At 73.1% G+C, this 16,341-nt stretch carries 15 protein-coding genes and 2 tRNA genes; 10 read left to right on the top strand and 7 right to left on the bottom strand.

The window, feature by feature from the left end:
* Positions 1 to 6 precede the first annotated feature (6 nt).
* Positions 7 to 540, bottom strand: coding sequence for a DsbA family protein (locus ACF068_RS21765; RefSeq protein ID WP_392275919.1), 534 nt, complete (start codon positions 538 to 540; stop codon positions 7 to 9).
* Positions 541 to 710: 170 nt separating this feature from the next.
* Between ACF068_RS21765 and ACF068_RS21770 the strand changes: the two genes are divergently transcribed.
* Entirely contained in the window at positions 711 to 1,154 is a 444-nt protein-coding gene (locus ACF068_RS21770; RefSeq protein WP_392275920.1) for a hypothetical protein, read from the top strand.
* Between the two features lie 103 nt (positions 1,155 to 1,257).
* Complete coding sequence (locus ACF068_RS21775) at positions 1,258 to 1,530, top strand: hypothetical protein (protein WP_392276067.1); 273 nt, start codon at positions 1,258 to 1,260, stop codon at positions 1,528 to 1,530.
* A gap of 27 nt (positions 1,531 to 1,557) precedes the next feature.
* Here ACF068_RS21775 and ACF068_RS21780 read toward each other — a convergent pair whose 3' ends face one another.
* Positions 1,558 to 2,118 (bottom strand): CGNR zinc finger domain-containing protein, encoded by a 561-nt coding sequence (locus ACF068_RS21780; protein ID WP_392275921.1) that lies wholly within the window; start codon positions 2,116 to 2,118, stop codon positions 1,558 to 1,560.
* A gap of 256 nt (positions 2,119 to 2,374) precedes the next feature.
* Positions 2,375 to 2,788, bottom strand: a complete 414-nt coding sequence (locus tag ACF068_RS21785) for an SsgA family sporulation/cell division regulator (protein ID WP_003959770.1) — start codon at positions 2,786 to 2,788, stop codon at positions 2,375 to 2,377.
* A 190-nt stretch (positions 2,789 to 2,978) separates the two neighbouring features.
* On the opposite strand from ACF068_RS21785, the gene ACF068_RS21790 reads away from it, so the two are divergent.
* On the top strand, positions 2,979 to 3,443 hold the full coding sequence (locus ACF068_RS21790; RefSeq protein WP_392275922.1) for a TIGR02611 family protein: 465 nt from the start codon (positions 2,979 to 2,981) through the stop codon (positions 3,441 to 3,443).
* A 64-nt stretch (positions 3,444 to 3,507) separates the two neighbouring features.
* Positions 3,508 to 3,582: transfer RNA gene (locus tag ACF068_RS21795), tRNA-Val, on the top strand.
* A 55-nt stretch (positions 3,583 to 3,637) separates the two neighbouring features.
* On the opposite strand, the gene ACF068_RS21800 is transcribed toward ACF068_RS21795, so the two are convergent.
* Positions 3,638 to 5,971: an SCO7613 C-terminal domain-containing membrane protein gene (locus ACF068_RS21800; RefSeq protein WP_392275923.1), complete on the bottom strand. Its 2,334-nt coding sequence runs from the start codon at positions 5,969 to 5,971 to the stop codon at positions 3,638 to 3,640.
* A gap of 89 nt (positions 5,972 to 6,060) precedes the next feature.
* Between ACF068_RS21800 and ACF068_RS21805 the strand changes: the two genes are divergently transcribed.
* The gene (locus ACF068_RS21805; RefSeq protein WP_392275924.1) at positions 6,061 to 6,510 is read left to right on the top strand and encodes an SRPBCC family protein; all 450 of its coding nucleotides are present in this window, start codon (positions 6,061 to 6,063) and stop codon (positions 6,508 to 6,510) included.
* Between the two features lie 39 nt (positions 6,511 to 6,549).
* Positions 6,550 to 6,621 (top strand) — tRNA-Val (locus ACF068_RS21810).
* A gap of 60 nt (positions 6,622 to 6,681) precedes the next feature.
* On the opposite strand, the gene ACF068_RS21815 is transcribed toward ACF068_RS21810, so the two are convergent.
* The gene (locus tag ACF068_RS21815) at positions 6,682 to 7,407 is read right to left on the bottom strand and encodes a 3'-5' exonuclease (protein WP_392275925.1); all 726 of its coding nucleotides are present in this window, start codon (positions 7,405 to 7,407) and stop codon (positions 6,682 to 6,684) included.
* 154 nt (positions 7,408 to 7,561) lie between these two features.
* On the opposite strand from ACF068_RS21815, the gene ACF068_RS21820 reads away from it, so the two are divergent.
* From ACF068_RS21820 to ACF068_RS21835, 4 genes are all read left to right on the top strand, one after another.
* The gene (locus tag ACF068_RS21820) at positions 7,562 to 8,128 is read left to right on the top strand and encodes a DUF4365 domain-containing protein (protein ID WP_392275926.1); all 567 of its coding nucleotides are present in this window, start codon (positions 7,562 to 7,564) and stop codon (positions 8,126 to 8,128) included.
* Positions 8,128 to 9,348, top strand: coding sequence for a hypothetical protein (locus tag ACF068_RS21825; RefSeq protein WP_392275927.1), 1,221 nt, complete (start codon positions 8,128 to 8,130; stop codon positions 9,346 to 9,348). Before ACF068_RS21820 ends, ACF068_RS21825 begins: the two co-directional genes overlap by 1 nt.
* 111 nt (positions 9,349 to 9,459) lie before the next feature.
* A complete protein-coding gene (gene thrS, locus ACF068_RS21830) occupies positions 9,460 to 11,436 on the top strand; it encodes a threonine--tRNA ligase (protein WP_392275928.1) in 1,977 nt (658 codons plus the stop codon).
* A 68-nt stretch (positions 11,437 to 11,504) separates the two neighbouring features.
* The gene (locus ACF068_RS21835) at positions 11,505 to 12,074 is read left to right on the top strand and encodes an HIT family protein (RefSeq protein ID WP_392275929.1); all 570 of its coding nucleotides are present in this window, start codon (positions 11,505 to 11,507) and stop codon (positions 12,072 to 12,074) included.
* A gap of 45 nt (positions 12,075 to 12,119) precedes the next feature.
* On the opposite strand, the gene ACF068_RS21840 is transcribed toward ACF068_RS21835, so the two are convergent.
* Together ACF068_RS21840 and ACF068_RS21845 are read right to left on the bottom strand one after the other, a co-directional pair.
* Positions 12,120 to 13,766 (bottom strand): hypothetical protein, encoded by a 1,647-nt coding sequence (locus tag ACF068_RS21840; RefSeq protein WP_392276059.1) that lies wholly within the window; start codon positions 13,764 to 13,766, stop codon positions 12,120 to 12,122.
* A 179-nt stretch (positions 13,767 to 13,945) separates the two neighbouring features.
* Entirely contained in the window at positions 13,946 to 16,147 is a 2,202-nt protein-coding gene (locus ACF068_RS21845) for an elongation factor G-like protein EF-G2 (protein WP_392275930.1), read from the bottom strand.
* Positions 16,148 to 16,341: the final 194 nt, after the last annotated feature.

A 16,341-nucleotide genomic window follows, 5' to 3' on the forward strand; every position in this document is an offset into this window, starting at 1 on the left:
GGGCCCTCAGGACCGGCCGTCCGGCTCGGCCAGGAGCCGGTCGGCGATTTCCTCGATGCGCTCGCGCAGCCCCTCCTGGCTCTTGCCGCCGTCCAGCCGCTCGCCGCCGATCACGTACGTCGGGGTGCCGGTGACGCCGATGGCCTTGCCCTCCGCCTGGTCGGCGTCGACGATCAGCAGGTGCCGGCCGTCGATCAGGGCGGTGTCGAACTCCTCGGCGTCCAGGCCCAGTTCGCGAGCCGTGTCGATCAGTACCGGCTCGCCCCGGGCGGTCAGTTCCTGGGTCCTGGCCAGCACCGCCTCCGCGTACGGCCAGCCCTTGCCCTGCTCGATCGCCTCCTCGGCGGCCTGCGCGGCGGCGTAGGCGTGCCGGTGCTTCTCCAGCGGGAAGTGCCGCAGCCGCACCTCCATCCGGTCCCCGTACCGGGCGCGCAGGGCGCGCAGGTCGTCCAGGGCGGCGTGGCAGTCGGGGCACTGGAGCTCGCACCAGACGTCCAGGACGACGGGGCTCGCGGTGCGGTCGGTGGTGGAGTCGTTCATGGGGGCAGTCTTCCAGCAGGACCGCCGGGGCCCCAACCGGGACCTGGGGTGGAGGCGGGCCCTGAGATGTCCCGGAGATCGCCCCGGTGGCCGCTCGGGGCATGGCCGCGGCGCGGCCGGGCGGTGCAGGATGGAGGGGACGTACCGTCCGCACCCGCCTGGAGGACCGGATGCTCGCCGAGACGATCTGCTCCGCCGTGTCCGCCGCCGGGCTGGGCATCGCGGCGCTCACCGCGTACCGCAAGAGGTTCCTGGCCGCCGCCCGTGTCGCCGCCTACGCGCTGGTCCCGCTCGGGCTGGTCATGACCGGTGCCGTGGAGTGGCTGGCCCGGACCGCCTTCAGCCCGGTGGCGTGGGGCGGCTTCGCCGTGCTCGGGCTGTCCTGGCTGCTGTTCATGACGACCCGGGCCGTGGAGCGCCGGCGCGCCGGCGGGACCCGTGCCGAGCGCGGGGGTCGCAAGGCCCGCCGGGAGCGGGCGGAGGGCGGGGAGGGCCGCCCGGCGGCCGAGCCGGCCGCGTCCGCGCCGTCGCTGGGAGCCGGGGGCCGCGCCACGGCGAAGCCCGCCGACGACTTCAGCGACATCGAGGCCATTCTCAAGAAGCACGGGATCTGAGCACGGCACACGGCCAGGGACCACGGGAAGGGGTGAACTCCCCTGCCGATCATGTGCGTTCGCCGTTCACGCGGTGACCGGCTGCGCCATCATCGGGACCGAGATGCCGGAAACCACGCGGGAGTCGTTCCCCGCCACCTACGCAACCGCCCAGCACGCCATCGACGAGGTCATCGACAGAACCCACGCCCTTCACACCTCCGCCACCTCCGGCGGAGAAGCCGCCGACAGAACCGGCGACATGACCGTCGGTACCACCGTCGAGGAGCGGCGCGGATGCCTGTTCGCGCTCTCCCAGCCACCGCTGGTGATCTTCCTGGCGGTCATCGGCTGCCTGCTGCTGATGGCCGCGGTGCACGATCTGTTCGTGCTGTAACCGCGGCCGGGCCCGGCGCGGTGCGGTTCAGCCCGCCGCCGCCTCCTTGCGGCGGGCCCGGTACGCCGCCACGTGGAGCCGGTTCCCGCAGGTGCGGCTGTCGCAGTAGCGGCGCGAGCGGTTGCGGGACAGGTCGACGAAGGCCCGTCCACAGTCCGGCGCCTCGCAGCGGCGCAGCCGGTCCTGCTCGCCGGCGACCACGATGAAGGCCAGCGCCATGCCGCAGTCGGCGGCCAGGTGGTCGGCGACCGAGGCGCCCGGCGCGAAGTAGTGCACGTGCCAGTCGTAGCCGTCGTGGTCGGTGAGCTGCGGCGTGGTGCCGGCGGCGGCCACGAGCTGGTTGATCAGCTCGGCGGCGGTACGGGCGTCGGGTGCCGCGAACACCTCGGCGAATCGTTTTCGTACGTCGCGTACGGCCCGCAGGTCCGGCTCGCCGAGGTCGGTGACCCCGCTGACGTTGTGGTCCCGTACGAAGGCGTACAGCGCCGCGATGGTGCCGAGCCCGTCGCCCCGGCCGCCCTCGGGCGCGGTGTTCAGCAGATCGACGACGGTGTCGAGCGCGATCCGGGTGTCGTGGGGGATCAGCACGATTCGCTCCCTGGCCTGCCGCGGGCGGGCGCCCGCCGGATGGCGCCGACTCTAGCGGCTCGCCGGCGGGGCGCCGGGGCGGTGTCCGGGGGAGCGGGGCGCCCGGGCGGCCGGAAACGCACCGGCGCCGTCACCGCGGTGGTTTCCGCGGTGACGGCGCCGGTGTCGCCGTATCCGGCCGGTCACGGCCGTACGAGCTCTCCGCGCGGCGCCGTCGCCCCGAGTCGGACGGCGCCGTGCGGCTCTCGGCCTGGCCCTAGCTTTCGGCCAGGATGTGCGAGAGCTCCGTGTCGAGGTCGAAGTGACGGTGCTCGGTGCCGGGCGGCACCGCGGCGTCGGTCCGCTTCAGGAACGACTCCAGGGCACGCGCGGGGGCCTCGAGCAGGGCTTCGCCCTCCGGGGAGCTCAGCGCGATGCAGACGACGCCCTGGCCGTGGCTGCGGGACGGCCATACTCTGACGTCGCCGGTGCCCGTGGGGCGGTGGAGCCCTTCGGCGAGAAGGTCGCGGGCGAACACCCACTCGACCGTCTCCTCGGCTCCGGTGTGGAAGGTGGCGTGCACGGCATAGGGATCGGCCGTGTCATACCGCAGGCCCGCCGGTACAGGCAGTGAGGACTCGCTGGATACAACGAGGCGCAGGTGCAGCTCGCAGCTGACCGTGGTGTTCATAAGCGCCAGGGCCTTTCGCTCAGTGTGCGCTCGGGGATTCGCACGTCGGCGAAATCGACATGCCACCTACGGTGCCGTTGTAAACCCCTCTGTCTGTTTTGTGGCCCTTGAGGTACCTCGTATGGCGGTGTGTAAGCGGGCCTTATACGTCCATTCCGGTGCCCGGTCGCCGTCGGGTAGGTTGGTGCTCATGAACGCGGAGAGTGACGAGCGGGGCAAGGTCGCCCGACCGGCGACCACCACACCCGCCACGGGGGACGTGACGGGGGAGGCGACCGCGGAACCGGCACTCGGTTCGCGGGCGCCCGAATTCATCAAGGCGCGCAGGACGCTCCACATCAGCTGGCAGGTCGGCGTGTTCGTCGTCGGCCTCGCCGTCGTGGCGGCCGGCGTCTCGATGCTGGTGCTGCCGGGGCCGGGCTGGGTCGTGATCTTCGGCGGCATGGCGATCTGGGCGACCGAGTTCGTCTGGGCGCAGCTCGTGCTGCGCTGGACCAAACGGAAAGTGACCGAGGCCGCGCAGCGGGCCCTCGACCCCAAGGTGCGGCGGCGCAACATCATCCTCACCACCGTCGGCCTGGTGATCATCGCGGCGCTGCTGAGCGTCTACCTGTGGAAGTACGGGCTCACCCTGCCCTGGAAGATCGAACGGTGATCCACCGGGCCGCCGGACGTGGTCGGGGCACCCTCTGACATGGGGTAATGTTTGCGGTGCGCCCGGGCGATTAGCTCAGTGGGAGAGCGCTTCGTTCACACCGAAGAGGTCACTGGTTCGAACCCAGTATCGCCCACCACCCGGCCCGAAGGCCCCGGAGAACCTATGTCTCCGGGGCCTTCGGCGTTCCCCGGTCAGCCCATCCGGCCGAGGGTGTCGCGGAGCCGCCGGGCGTCGCGCGGTCGCTGTTCGTACGTCGCGCCCACCGCGAGCAGCAGCAGACCGGCCAGCGCCGGCGGCAGCCAGCGGGGCAGCGCGCCGACCGCCTGGACGACGTACGGCGCCAGTTCGTGCACCCCGACCAGGGCGAGGACCGCGCCGCCCAGCAGCAGCGGGGCCTGCAACCGCAGCCGGGCGCCCGCCAGCGTGACGGCGAGCGCCACCAGGCCCAGCAGCAGCGGGCGCGGCCAGTCCGCGTCGCCCCACGCCGCGAACAGGCTCGGCACCAGGGTCGCGGCCAGGCCCGGACCGTACGCCGTCCAGGACGACGCCGCCGGGTCGCGGCGCGTCCGCAGCACGCCCACCACGAGCGCCGGCACCGTCACCGGGACCGTGTACGCCTCCGGGGCGGCCACCCCGGAGGCGGCCAGCCGCACCCAGGTCGCCGCCACGAACAGCGCCGTGGCCGCGTACCCGGCCGCGGGGCGCCGCTCCGGGCGTACCGCCGTGGCCGCCGCCAGCACCCCGCCCAGGGCCAGCACGAGGGCCAGGACCGCCGGGCGGGCGGACGCCGTCCCCACCGCCAGGGCCCCCGCCCCGGCGCCCGCCAGCTCGACCGGCACGGCCACCGGGTGGCGCCGCAGCACCGCCCCGACGGTCGCCGTCGCGGCCGGCACGGCCAGCAGCGCCAGGCCCACCAGGTCCATCGGCAGGTCCACCGCCGCGGCGACGGCGCCCACCAGGCCGGTCGCGGCCACCACCGCGGCACAGGCCGCCACGGTCCGGTGCGCGCCCCCGCCGAGGACCGCCGCGCCCGCGAGGAGCCCGCACAGTACCCCCGGCACGACGACCGCCGCCGGGCCCGTACCCCACGCGTCCACCGCGACGACCACGCCGCCGAGCAGCGCCCCGCCCAGGGCGCCACCGCCGACCGCGTCCCGCGCCGCACCGGGACGCCCCGGCAGCCCGGCGGCCACCCGGGCCGGACGCACCACCACGGCCAGGAGCCCGGCCGTCAGCAGGAGCCGGGCCGCCGACGCGCCCCCGAACGGCAGCGACAGGGCGTCCGGCAGACCGAACGCGGCCACCCAGCCCAGCCCCAGCGCACCGCACCGCGCCGGCACGGACCGGAGGCACACCAGCACCCCGGCGACCATCACCAGCGACGCCTCCACCGCCCACGGAGCACCCGGCCGGATCCCCGCCACGGCGGCCGCCACCAGGGGCAGCGCCCACACCAGCGCCACCGCCTGCGCAGCCGCCGACGCCCAGGCCAGTCCCCGGCCCACCGCGCCCGGCACCCCACCGCGCACCGCCACCCCGCACACCGCCACCGCGACCAGCAGATGACCCGGCACCGCCCACGCCCCGGGCACCACCTCCCGCACCAGCCCGCCGCCACCGGCGACCGCCAGCAGCCCGGCGACCACCGCCCACGCCGCGGCCCACCCCTCGCCGCCGGCCGTCGCCCCCCACGCCCCGTACAGCGCGAGACCCGCCGCCCCCAGCAGCAGCACGGCCGGTCCCGCCCCGCCGTCCACCACCGAGAACCAGGACGCCACCAGGACCGCCCCGCCCCCGGTCGCACCGGCCGTCGCACCCGTGACCACCCGCACCGCGCCACCCGGCCGCAGCCGCACCGCCATCAGCACGTCCAGGGCCGCCGTCGCCAGCAGCGCCCAGCCGACCGTCAGCGTCCCCGCGCCCGACGCCAGCGCCCACAGCGGCAGCGGCAGTTGCGCCGCCACCACCGCCACCGGGAGCGGACCCCGCAGCCCGACGGCCACCACGCCGTACGCCGCCCACAGCGCCGCCAGCACCGCCGACGCGACCGCCGCGTACGCCAGGGCGCCGGTCTGCGACAGGGCGACCCGGTGCAGCGCGTACGCGTCCAGCACCGTCAGCAGCAGGCCCAGCGAGGCCACCGTCTCCGCCGTCGCGCCCAGCCGCCGGCGCAGCAGCACCACCGGCGCGGCGAGCGCCCCGGCCGTGACCGCGGCCAGGACCGCGGCACGGCCACCGATGCCCAGGTGTCCCCAGCTCACCAGCGTGAAGGCGACCGCGGCGACGGCCAGCAGCACACCGCCCAGCGTCAGCAGCACGTTCCGCGCGCCGCGCGGCGCGGTCTCCGCCCCGGCGGCGGCCGCCGGTGTCGTCGGTGGCGCGGGGCGCCCGGGAGCGGCCGGCGCGTACAGCACGCTCAGCAACCAGGCCCTGCGGGCCAGCAAATGCGACCGGCGGGCGTCCAGTTGCGCCAGCTCACGGTCCAGGACCACCAGCTCCTCGGCCGGTGACGGCACGGTGTTCATGAGCGGAGTGTGTCCCGGGCCACACCGCGCGACATGAGCGTACGTACTCAGACGGGCATGAGTACGGCCCGGCGGCGCAGACTCGCACCATGAACTGGTGCCACTACCGCTTCCGCAGCGTCTGGGAACTGACCGCCCCGCCCGGGACCGTCTACCGGGTCCTGGAGCACGCCGAGGAGTACCCCTCCTGGTGGCCGCAGGTGCGCGAGGCGACCCGGCTCGACGAGCGCACCGGCACCGCCCGCGTGCGGTCCTTCCTCCCGTACGACCTCGTGGTGACCCTCACCGAGCGGCGCCGTGACCCGGCCGCCCGGGTCCTGGAGACCTCGCTCGCCGGGGACGTCGAGGGATGGGCCCGCTGGACGCTCACCTCCCCCGGGGGCGACCGCACGCGCGTCCTCTACGAGCAGGAGGTCGAGGTCCAACGGCCCCTGCTGCGGCGCCTCGCCCTGCCCTGCCGCCCCCTCTTCCGGGCCAACCACGCCGTGATGATGCGGGCGGGGCGCCGGGGCCTGGCCGCCCGGGTGCGAACGGTTTGAAGGAAGCGGGCCGGGGCCTGTATGGTTCAGTGCGTTCCCGGGCGATTAGCTCAGTGGGAGAGCGCTTCGTTCACACCGAAGAGGTCACTGGTTCGAACCCAGTATCGCCCACCGGGGAAGGCCGGTCCGTGAGTCACGGACCGGCCTTCGCGCTTCCCGGGCCCGTCCGCGTCAGGCGGCCGCCGACAGCTCCGGGCGCAGCGGCCAGGCCGGGTCCACGGCCTCCTCTGAGCCGTTGCGCGCGAACCACGCCTGGAGGCCCCGGGCCTGGGCGGCGTGCCACCCCGCCTGCAAGGTGTGCAGTTCCGCCGGTGACAGCCGCTCCATCCGCGCCGCGAACCGGCGCCCCACCGCCCGGACGACCTCCAGCGCCGCCGTCGCGTCCGCCGCCGCGTCGTGCGCGCCCTCCAGCGCCACCTCGTACTGGGCGCAGAGGTCCGTGAGCGTACGGCGGCCCTTGCGGTACCGGTCCAGGTGCTTGTCCAGCACCCTCGGGTCCAGTACGCACAGCGGGGCGTTCTGGAGGTACCGGGAGAGCGACGAGGCGCGGTGGCGGCGCAGTTCCCGGTCGAGCAGGGTCAGGTCGAACGGCGCGTTCATCACCACCAGCGGCCGGCCCGCCGCGCAGTGCTCGGCGAGCTGCCGCGCTATCTCCTCCACCACCGGTGACGGCCAGCGCCCGTTGCGCTGGAGGTGATCGTCCGTCAGGCCGTGCACCTCGGTGGCGCCCGGCGGCACCGGTATGCCCGGATTGACCAGCCACCTGGTGGCCCGGACCCGCCCGCCGGCGGCATCCTGGACGACGACGGCGGCCGACACTATGCGGTCCCGCTCGACGTCAACTCCCGTGGTTTCCGTGTCGAAAGCGGCCAGGGGCCCTTCGTACCAGAGCGTCATACCCCGAACTCCTCGCGCGTGCCCGGCAGATGGCGTGATCCCCCTGCCCGAAACGGTGATACCCGCGCCGTTTGCGCCGTACGCAGGACGGTGACAACACAGGTGAGGGGCCGTCGGACTGACGCCCCGTCGCCACCCGGAAGGCATGGGAGCCATGGCGCTCGCGCAGCCCGAACCCGGTGGGCTGCTGCCCGAGCGCGTCGCGCCGCTGCGGGGCGCGCTCGCCACCACCGCCTGCATGGAGACCCTCCAGGTGGGCTACCTCCACGCGGTCGCGGCCGCCGCGGGCTGCTCGCTGTCCCAGCCGTTTCCGGACAACGGCATCGACTGGCACGTCAGCCACAGCGCCCCCGGGCACACCGTCGACGACGAGGTCACCATCAAGGTGCAGCTCAAGTGCACCTACCAGATCCCGCCGCACCCGCCGGGGCCCGCGTTCTCCTTCACCCTCGACAACGACCACCTGGTGAAGCTGGCCCGCACCCCCGTCTCGGTGCACAAGATCCTGGTCGTGATGATCGCCCCCAGGTCCCGGGAGGACTGGCTGCGCGCCGGTCACGACCGTCTCGACCTGCGGCACTGCTGCTACTGGACCAACCTCGCGGGGCACCCGGTCACCGGCCGGCGCCGCACCACCGTGCGCGTACCAACCCATCGGATATTCGACGACCGGGCGCTCTGCGACATCATGACCCGGGTCGGGGCGGGAGGAAGACCCTGATGCACCGGCCGACCGGCGAGCCCATGCGGCCGCCCCCCACCGCCCCCGGCGCCACTCCGGCCCCCCACACCCCGCTCGATCCCGCCCAGGTCGACCCGCTCGTCCTCGGTGCCCTGCTGGACCGGCACGGCTGGCGCCGCCGCGGCGGCGCGCCCGGACGCTACAGCCGCTGGACCCCGCCCGGCCCCGGCGGAGGGGCCACCAGCCTCCTCGTTCCCGAGAGCCGTGCCTTCCCCGACTGCGAGGACCTCGTCGGCGAGGCCCTCGCCGCGCTCACCCACTGCCCCGCGCCGTCCGCCCGCGAGGTCCTCACCGGGCTGACGGTGCCCAGCGACGAGGTCCGCTGGTGGCGGGACGTCCCGCAGGGGCCGTCCGGCACCGTCCCGTGGCCCGTGCAGGAACAGCTCCGCTCCGCCGCCCGGCAGGTCCTCCTCGCCGGCGCCCTCGCGGTGCGCGGCCGCGCCGGCTACCACGGCGCCCGGCACCGGCGGCAGGCCCGGGCCTCGCTGGACGGCGTCCTCGTCGGCAACGCCCAGGGCGGCCGCGGTCTCACCGCCTTCGTGCCGGTCGACCCCGGCCGGGTGGTCACCGCCCGGCTCTACCACGCCCTGTACGCGGCCCGGGAGGCCGTCGACTATCAGCGGGCGACCGGCAGGCCGGAGGCGTTCGACTCGGCTGTCGAGGCCGGGGTCAGCAGGGAGCTCACCGAGGCGCTGGTCTCGCTGGTGCGCGGTGCCGAGGGAGCGCGGATCGCCCTGGAGTGGGCGCCCGCGGCGGGCGTCCCGGAGGGGTGCGCGGCCCGGCCGGAGCCGGTCGAGTTCTCCCCGGGCGACCTGCCCGCGCTGCGGGAGGCGGGCGCCCGGTACCTCCAGGAGGAGCCCTCGGTGCCCGTGCGCATCACCGGGACGGTGGTCCGCATGCGCCGGTCGGGTCCGCGCGGGGCGGGCACGGTGCGGCTGCGGGTGCTGGCCGGGGCGGAGGTGCCCTACGTACGGGTGGCGCTGGACGAGGAGTCCTACCGCACGGCCGGGCACGCGCACCTGGTCGGGCTGCCCGTCCGGGTGGCGGGGCGGCTGGAGAGCCGGGGCGGGTTCCGGCGGCTGACGGACGCCTCCGGGGTGGTTCCGGTGCAGGTCGACGAGGCGGAGCGGGACCGGCTGATGAAGTCCCTGCACGAGAACCTGGGCATCTTCGGGGAGGCGTGCGGCCCGGGGGACTGAGGCCCGGGGCGGGGGAAACCGTTTCGCGGGCGGGCCGGGCGGCTCGGTACCATGACGTCTGGCCGTCGCACACGTCATGCGGCGCGCTTCCCCTTCAGTCAGGAGAGACCGGTGTCAGACGTCCGTGTGATCATCCAACGCGATTCCGAGCGGGAAGAGCGCGTGGTGACGACGGGCACTACGGCCGCCGACCTCTTCACCGGTGAGCGCACCGTCGTCGCCGCCCGGGTCGCGGGCGAGCTGAAGGACCTCGGCTACGCGGTCGCCGACGGCGAGACCGTCGAGCCGGTGGAGATCTCCTCCGAGGACGGTCTGAACATCCTCCGCCACTCGACCGCGCACGTCATGGCGCAGGCCGTGCAGGAGCTGTTCCCCGAGGCGAAGCTCGGCATCGGCCCGCCGGTCAAGGACGGCTTCTACTACGACTTCGACGTCGAGCGCCCCTTCACCCCCGATGACCTGAAGGCCATCGAGAAGAAGATGCAGGAGATCCAGAAGCGCGGCCAGCGCTTCTCCCGCCGGGTGGTGAGCGACGAGGCCGCCCGCGAGGAGTTGGCGGGCGAGCCGTACAAGCTGGAGCTCATCGGCATCAAGGGCTCCGCGTCCAGCGACGACGGCGCGGACGTCGAGGTGGGCGGCGGCGAGCTGACCATCTACGACAACCTCGACGCCAAGACCGGCGAGCTGTGCTGGAAGGACCTCTGCCGCGGCCCGCACCTGCCGACCACCCGGAACATCCCGGCGTTCAAGCTGATGCGCAACGCGGCGGCGTACTGGCGCGGCAGCGAGAAGAACCCGATGCTCCAGCGCATCTACGGCACCGCGTGGCCGTCGAAGGACGAGCTGAAGGCGCACCTGGACTTCCTCGCCGAGGCCGAGAAGCGCGACCACCGCCGCCTGGGCACCGAGCTGGACCTGTTCTCCGTCCCCGACCAGATCGGCTCCGGCCTCGCCGTCTTCCACCCCCGGGGCGGCATCATCCGCCGCGTCATGGAGGACTACTCGCGCAAGCGCCACGAGGAGGAGGGGTACGAGTTCGTCTACACCCCGCACGCCACCAAGGGCCGCCTCTTCGAGACCTCCGGGCACCTCGACTGGTACGCGGACGGTATGTACCCGCCCATGCAGCTCGACGAGGGCGTGGACTACTACCTCAAGCCCATGAACTGCCCGATGCACAACCTGATCTTCGACGCGCGGGGCCGGTCCTACCGTGAGCTGCCGCTGCGCCTGTTCGAGTTCGGGACCGTGTACCGGTACGAGAAGTCCGGCGTCGTGCACGGCCTGACCCGTGCCCGCGGCTTCACCCAGGACGACGCGCACATCTACTGCACCAAGGAGCAGATGGCGGAGGAGCTCGACAAGACGCTCACCTTCGTCCTGAACCTGCTGCGCGACTACGGTCTCAACGACTTCTACCTGGAGCTGTCCACCAAGGACCCGGAGAAGTTCGTCGGCTCGGACGAGATCTGGGAGGAGGCCACCGAGACGCTGCGGCAGGTGGCCGAGAAGCAGGGCCTGCCCCTGACCCCGGACCCGGGCGGCGCGGCCTTCTACGGCCCGAAGATCTCGGTCCAGGCGAAGGACGCGATCGGCCGGACCTGGCAGATGTCGACCGTCCAGCTCGACTTCAACCTGCCGGAGCGGTTCAACCTGGAGTACACCGCCCCGGACGGTTCCCGTCAGCGGCCGGTCATGATCCACCGTGCCCTGTTCGGCTCCATCGAGCGCTTCTTCGCGGTGCTGCTGGAGCACTACGCGGGCGCCATGCCGCCGTGGCTGGCCCCGGTGCAGGCGGTCGGCATCCCGATCGGCGACGCGCACGTGGACTACCTCCACGAGTTCGCCGCCGAGGCGAAGAAGAAGGGCCTCCGGATCGAGGTCGACGCGTCCTCGGACCGCATGCAGAAGAAGATCCGCAACCACCAGAAGCTGAAGGTGCCCTTCATGATCATCGTCGGTGACGACGACATGAACGCCGGCACGGTCTCCTTCCGCTACCGGGACGGTTCGCAGGAGAACGGCATCCCGCGCGAGGAGGCGCTGGCGAAGATCGCCGACGTCGTGGAGCGCCGGGTCCAGGTCTGACGCAGGAGCCGAGGGGCGGTCCCGGTCGACGGGACCGCCCCTCGGTCATCGCTCCACCGCCAGCGAATATGCTGGCACGCATGACGACTGAGCCGGAGCAGCAGATCGGAGTCGGGACGCCTGACGCGTTCCAGCGCCTGTGGACGCCCCACCGGATGGCGTACATCCAGGGCGAGAACAAGCCGACCGGCCCCGGCGCCGACGACGGCTGCCCGTTCTGCACCATTCCGGCCAAGTCGGACGAGGACGGCCTCGTCGTCGCCCGGGGCGAGAGCGTGTACGCCGTGCTCAACCTGTACCCGTACAACGGCGGACACCTGATGGTCGTGCCGTTCCGGCACGTCGCCGACTACACGGAACTGGACGAGGCCGAGACGGCCGAACTGGCGCGGTTCACCAAGCAGGCCATGACGGCGCTGCGGACCGCATCCGGCGCGCACGGCTTCAACATCGGCATGAACCAGGGCGCGTCCGCCGGCGCGGGCATCGCCGCCCACCTGCACCAGCACATCGTGCCGCGCTGGGGCGGCGACACCAACTTCATGCCGGTCGTCGGCCACACCAAGGTGCTGCCGCAGCTCCTCGGCGACACTCGCCGGATGCTCGCCGAGGCTTGGCCGGCAGGACCCACGGCCTAGTCGCGGCCGTCCGCCCCGCCGGCCCGTCCGGCCGGCGGTGCCGGGTCACGCGTCGTACGTGTCGGCCTTCTTCGGCATCGGGTCCTGGACGAGGCCGCTGAGGACCATCGAACGGTTGCTGAAGCGCTCGGTGTCCACCCCGTGCTCGGTGAGCATCCTGATGGTCGCCGTGTGCACGGCCCGCATGACCGGGGTGGCCGCGCGGATGGCGTCGTCGGCCATGAAGCGGTGGCGCCAGGGCTGGGCCGCCCAGGCGTGCCGCAGGCCGAAGGGCTCCGGCAGGACCAGCTTGCCGCCCAGGAAGTCCAGGACCGGCGGGAACCACGTCAGCGGGGCCCGGACCGCCAGGCGTACCACCTCGTCGTTGTCGATCAGCGGCAGCGGGATCTCCTTGGTCTCCCAGAACCGGACGGTCTTGGAGACGACCTTCTTCTTGGGCTCCGGCTTCGTGGTGAACAGCCCGTGCACCGGGCCGAGGGCGTGGCCGGTGACCTCGATGCGCAGCGTGTGCAGGAGCGCCGTGACGGTGACCATCATGGTGAGGACCAGTTGGCCGTCCCACAGGACGAACTGCACGCCCAGGTAGTGGCGGTTGCCCTTGCCGAACTGGTTCTCGTTGCAGATGCGCTGTATCTCGTGCGGCTTGACCTGGTACGCCACGATGTCCTCGCCCTCCGGCCGGGCGACCTCCTTCGCGCCCTCCCCGACCGGGGTGACGATCCAGTGCTTCACCGACGGGGCCGGGAAGCCGGTCTTGAGGGTGCCGCGCTCCAGCATCTTCAGCTCGTCGTGGATGGGGCGGATGACGTCCCAGGTGCGGAAGGCGTGGATCTCCTTGCCCTCCTGCGGGACGAGTTCCTCGGCGAGGTGCCAGCTCCCCCAGCGGGTGCCCATGCCGAGGATGCCCTTGGGGCCGGCGTAGAAGACGACGTTGGAGCGCTGCTCGGCGGTGAGCTTCTCGAGCTGCTGGCGCAGTTCCTCGGCGGCGGTCTCGTTGGGGTCGTGCGGTACGGCCTCGGGGATCTTGGGGCCCATGCCGCCACCGCCGCTGAGCAGGGAGTCCCAGCGGGCGCGCAGATCCTTCGCGGTCGCCTCGCAGATCCGTTTGGCGAGGAACCAGCCGATCACCGGGGCGACGAACATGGCGCGGAGGTAGAGCGCCGGGATGCCGGTGAAGGGCAGCCGGAACAGGAACAGCACGGCCAGGATGCCCACCCCGACCAGCAGCAGGGTGCCCAGCGGTCCCGAGCGTTTGCCGGAGGCGCCGCCGGCCAGCATGCGGCGCAACTGGAAGACGGTCAGCCACACCAGCATGCCGGGCAGGAACAGCACGCCGAAGACCAGGGTGATCAGGGTCAGCCGCCGGTCGCGCCGCTTGCGGATGTTGGTGGCGGCCAGGCAGTGCTCGACGACCGGCTGGGGATCGGTGCCGAAGGACTGGATGAGCGGCTTGCGGGCGCCACCGAGCATCCGTACCTGGACGGCCCGCGAGAACGCCTCGCCGAAGGTCGGTTTGAACAGCGAGAACCGGCCTTTCGTGACGGTCGACTCGTGCCATTCGTTGTTGGCCTTGAGGATCTCCTCGACCTCGACGTTCTCCCGGTAGGCGGCGGATGCCAGCGCGTGCGTCGCCACGGTCTGTCCGGCCGAGCCCTGGAGCGGGACCTGTGCCCCGGGGCCGAAACTGTCCATTGTCACTTCGCCGCCCCCATCGCCGCGTGTGTCCGCACTGCGGTCTGTTCCCAACCCCCGTGCCCCGCACACCTGCTGAGCTGGGCACTACAGCCTATCGAGGACATCGCGCGCGCGTCGGCGGACGGCGGAATGCCGCCCGCTCAACGGGGTTGGGCGGGCGGCACGGCCAACGGTGGTCAGTCCTCCGTGCGTTCGCGGACCTTCTCGGCGATCTGCGGGGGCATCGCCTCGTGACGGGCGTAGGCGCGGTCGAACCGGCCGGTGCCGTGGGAGATGGAGCGGAGGTCGACGGCGTACCGTCCGATCTCGATCTCCGGTACGTCGGCCCGGACGAGCGTCCGCCCCTGGCCGGCCTGCTCGGTGCCGACGACCCGGCCGCGCCGGCCGGACAGGTCGCTCATCACCGGTCCGACGAACTCGTCCGGTACCAGGACCTGGACCTCGGCGACCGGTTCCAGGAGGTCGATGCGGGCGTCGGCGGCGGCCTCGCGCAGCGCCAGGGCGCCGGCCGTCTGGAAGGCCGCGTCGGAGGAGTCCACCGAGTGGGCCTTGCCGTCGAGGAGGGTGACCCGCACGTCGACGAGCGGATGACCGGCCGCGACGCCCTTGGCGGCCTGGGCGCGCACGCCCTTCTCGACCGACGGGATGAACTGGCGCGGTACGGCCCCGCCGACGACCTTGTCGACGAACTCGATCCCGGACCCGGGCGGCAGCGGCTCGACCTCGATCTCGCAGATGGCGTACTGCCCGTGCCCGCCGGACTGCTTGACGTGCCGCCCGCGGCCCGAGGCCGGTCCGGCGAAGGTCTCGCGCAGCGACACCTTGTGCGGGACGACGTCGACCTGGACCCCGAACCGGTTGCGCAGCCGCTCCAGGGCGACGTCCTTGTGCGCCTCGCCCAGGCACCACAGGACGACCTGGTGGGTGTCCTGGTTCTGCTCCAGCCGCATGGTCGGGTCCTCGGCGACGAGCCGGGACAGCCCCTGGGACAGCTTGTCCTCGTCCGCCTTGCCGTGCGCCTGGATGGCGAGCGGCAGCAGCGGGTCGGGCATGCTCCACGGCTCCATCAGGAGGGGGTCGTCCTTGGAGGAGAGGGTGTCGCCGGTCTCGGCGCGGGACAGCTTGGCGACGCACGCCAGGTCGCCGGCGATGCAGCGGTTGAGCTGCCGCTGCTGCTTGCCGAAGGGCGCGGAGAGCGCGCCGATCCGCTCGTCGACGTCATGATCCTCGTGGCCCCGGTCGGCGAGGCCGTGCCCGGAGACGTGGACGGTCTCGTCGGGGCGCAGGGTCCCGGAGAAGACCCGTACCAGCGAGATGCGGCCGACGTACGGGTCGGAGGAGGTCTTGACGACCTCGGCGACGAGCGGCCCGTCCGGGTCGCAGGTGATCCCGGGGCGCGCCCTTCCGTCGGGGGTGGTGACGGTGGGCGCCTCGCGCTCCAGGGGGGTGGGGAAGCCGCGGGTGATCAGGTCCAGCAGTTCGACGGTGCCGAGCCCCTGCTTCGCCCCGGACGCGGCGGCCGCGGCGGCGAGGACCGGGTGGAAGGTGCCCCGGGCGACGGCCTTCTCCAGGTCGTCGACGAGGGTCTTGAGGTCGATCTCCTCGCCGCCGAGGTAGCGGTCCATCAGGGTCTCGTCCTCGCTCTCGGCGATGATCCCCTCGATGAGACGGTTGCGGGCCTCCGCGATGAGCGGGAGCTGGGCGTCGTCGGGCGGGTTCTCCTTCCGCTCGCCGGAGGAGTAGTCGAAGACCTTCTGGGTGAGCAGCCCCACGAGTCCGGTGGCGGGGGAGTGCCCGTCGGGCGTCTGGGCGCCCAGGACGGGGACGTACAGCGGCAGGATGGCGTCGGGGTCGTCGCCGCCGAAGATCCGCGCGAGGACGCGGGTCAGCTCGTCGAAGTCGACGCGCGCGGTGTCGAGGTGGGTGACGACGATGGCCCGGGGCATGCCGACCGCCGCGCACTCCTCCCACACCATGCGGCACGAGCCGGCGACGGCGTCGGCCTCCTGTGCGGCGGAGACGACGAAGAGGGCCGCGTCCGCGGCGCGCAGACCGGCCCGGAGTTCCCCGACGAAGTCGGCGTACCCGGGAGTGTCCAGCAGATTGATCTTGCACCCGCCCCATTCGAGGGGGACGAGGGAGAGCTGTACGGAGCGCTGCTGGCGGTGTTCGATCTCGTCGTAGTCGGAGACCGTGCCGCCCTCCTCGACCCGGCCCGCCCGGTTGACCGCTCCGGCGGTCAGCGCGAGGGCCTCCACGAGGGTCGTCTTGCCGGATCCGCTGTGGCCGACCAGCACCACGTTCCGTACCGATGAGGGCTGGTCGGCCGTTATTGCCCTGCCGGCGGCTCCGGGGTGTGCGTTCGCCTTGTCGCCCATGATTCTTCCTCCTGATCGCGAGTGCACGGGGTGCACGGTGGAGGTGGGGGGCGCGGGCGCGGGGGAGGAGCCTCCTTCGGGCAGCTCCGGCGGTGCCCGCGGTCGTCTTTCGAGCTTTCCACTCAGGCCAGGTTGCGTCCATACGTCCGACACCGCGACGGGAGCAGGGTGCCCCGGGGTGGCGGGTGGCCCCG

It is taken from the genome of Streptomyces sp. NPDC016309 (assembly GCF_043077235.1).
In the GTDB taxonomy this organism is placed as follows: Bacteria; Actinomycetota; Actinomycetes; order Streptomycetales; family Streptomycetaceae; genus Streptomyces.

Excerpts from the sequence above, each read along its gene's own strand:
- ACF068_RS21835 (WP_392275929.1), top strand. The coding sequence starts at position 11,505 with ATGCTGGCACGCATGACGACTGAGCCGGAGCAGCAGATCGGAGTCGGG.
- ACF068_RS21815 (WP_392275925.1), bottom strand. The coding sequence starts at position 7,407 with ATGACGCTCTGGTACGAAGGGCCCCTGGCCGCTTTCGACACGGAAACC.
- ACF068_RS21825 (WP_392275927.1), top strand. The coding sequence starts at position 8,128 with ATGCACCGGCCGACCGGCGAGCCCATGCGGCCGCCCCCCACCGCCCCC.
- ACF068_RS21845 (WP_392275930.1), bottom strand. The coding sequence starts at position 16,147 with ATGGGCGACAAGGCGAACGCACACCCCGGAGCCGCCGGCAGGGCAATA.
- ACF068_RS21785 (WP_003959770.1), bottom strand. The coding sequence starts at position 2,788 with ATGAACACCACGGTCAGCTGCGAGCTGCACCTGCGCCTCGTTGTATCC.
- ACF068_RS21770 (WP_392275920.1), top strand. The coding sequence starts at position 711 with ATGCTCGCCGAGACGATCTGCTCCGCCGTGTCCGCCGCCGGGCTGGGC.
- ACF068_RS21775 (WP_392276067.1), top strand. The coding sequence starts at position 1,258 with ATGCCGGAAACCACGCGGGAGTCGTTCCCCGCCACCTACGCAACCGCC.
- ACF068_RS21840 (WP_392276059.1), bottom strand. The coding sequence starts at position 13,766 with ATGGACAGTTTCGGCCCCGGGGCACAGGTCCCGCTCCAGGGCTCGGCC.
- ACF068_RS21765 (WP_392275919.1), bottom strand. The coding sequence starts at position 540 with ATGAACGACTCCACCACCGACCGCACCGCGAGCCCCGTCGTCCTGGAC.
- ACF068_RS21805 (WP_392275924.1), top strand. The coding sequence starts at position 6,061 with ATGAACTGGTGCCACTACCGCTTCCGCAGCGTCTGGGAACTGACCGCC.
- ACF068_RS21790 (WP_392275922.1), top strand. The coding sequence starts at position 2,979 with ATGAACGCGGAGAGTGACGAGCGGGGCAAGGTCGCCCGACCGGCGACC.
- ACF068_RS21820 (WP_392275926.1), top strand. The coding sequence starts at position 7,562 with ATGGCGCTCGCGCAGCCCGAACCCGGTGGGCTGCTGCCCGAGCGCGTC.
- ACF068_RS21800 (WP_392275923.1), bottom strand. The coding sequence starts at position 5,971 with ATGAACACCGTGCCGTCACCGGCCGAGGAGCTGGTGGTCCTGGACCGT.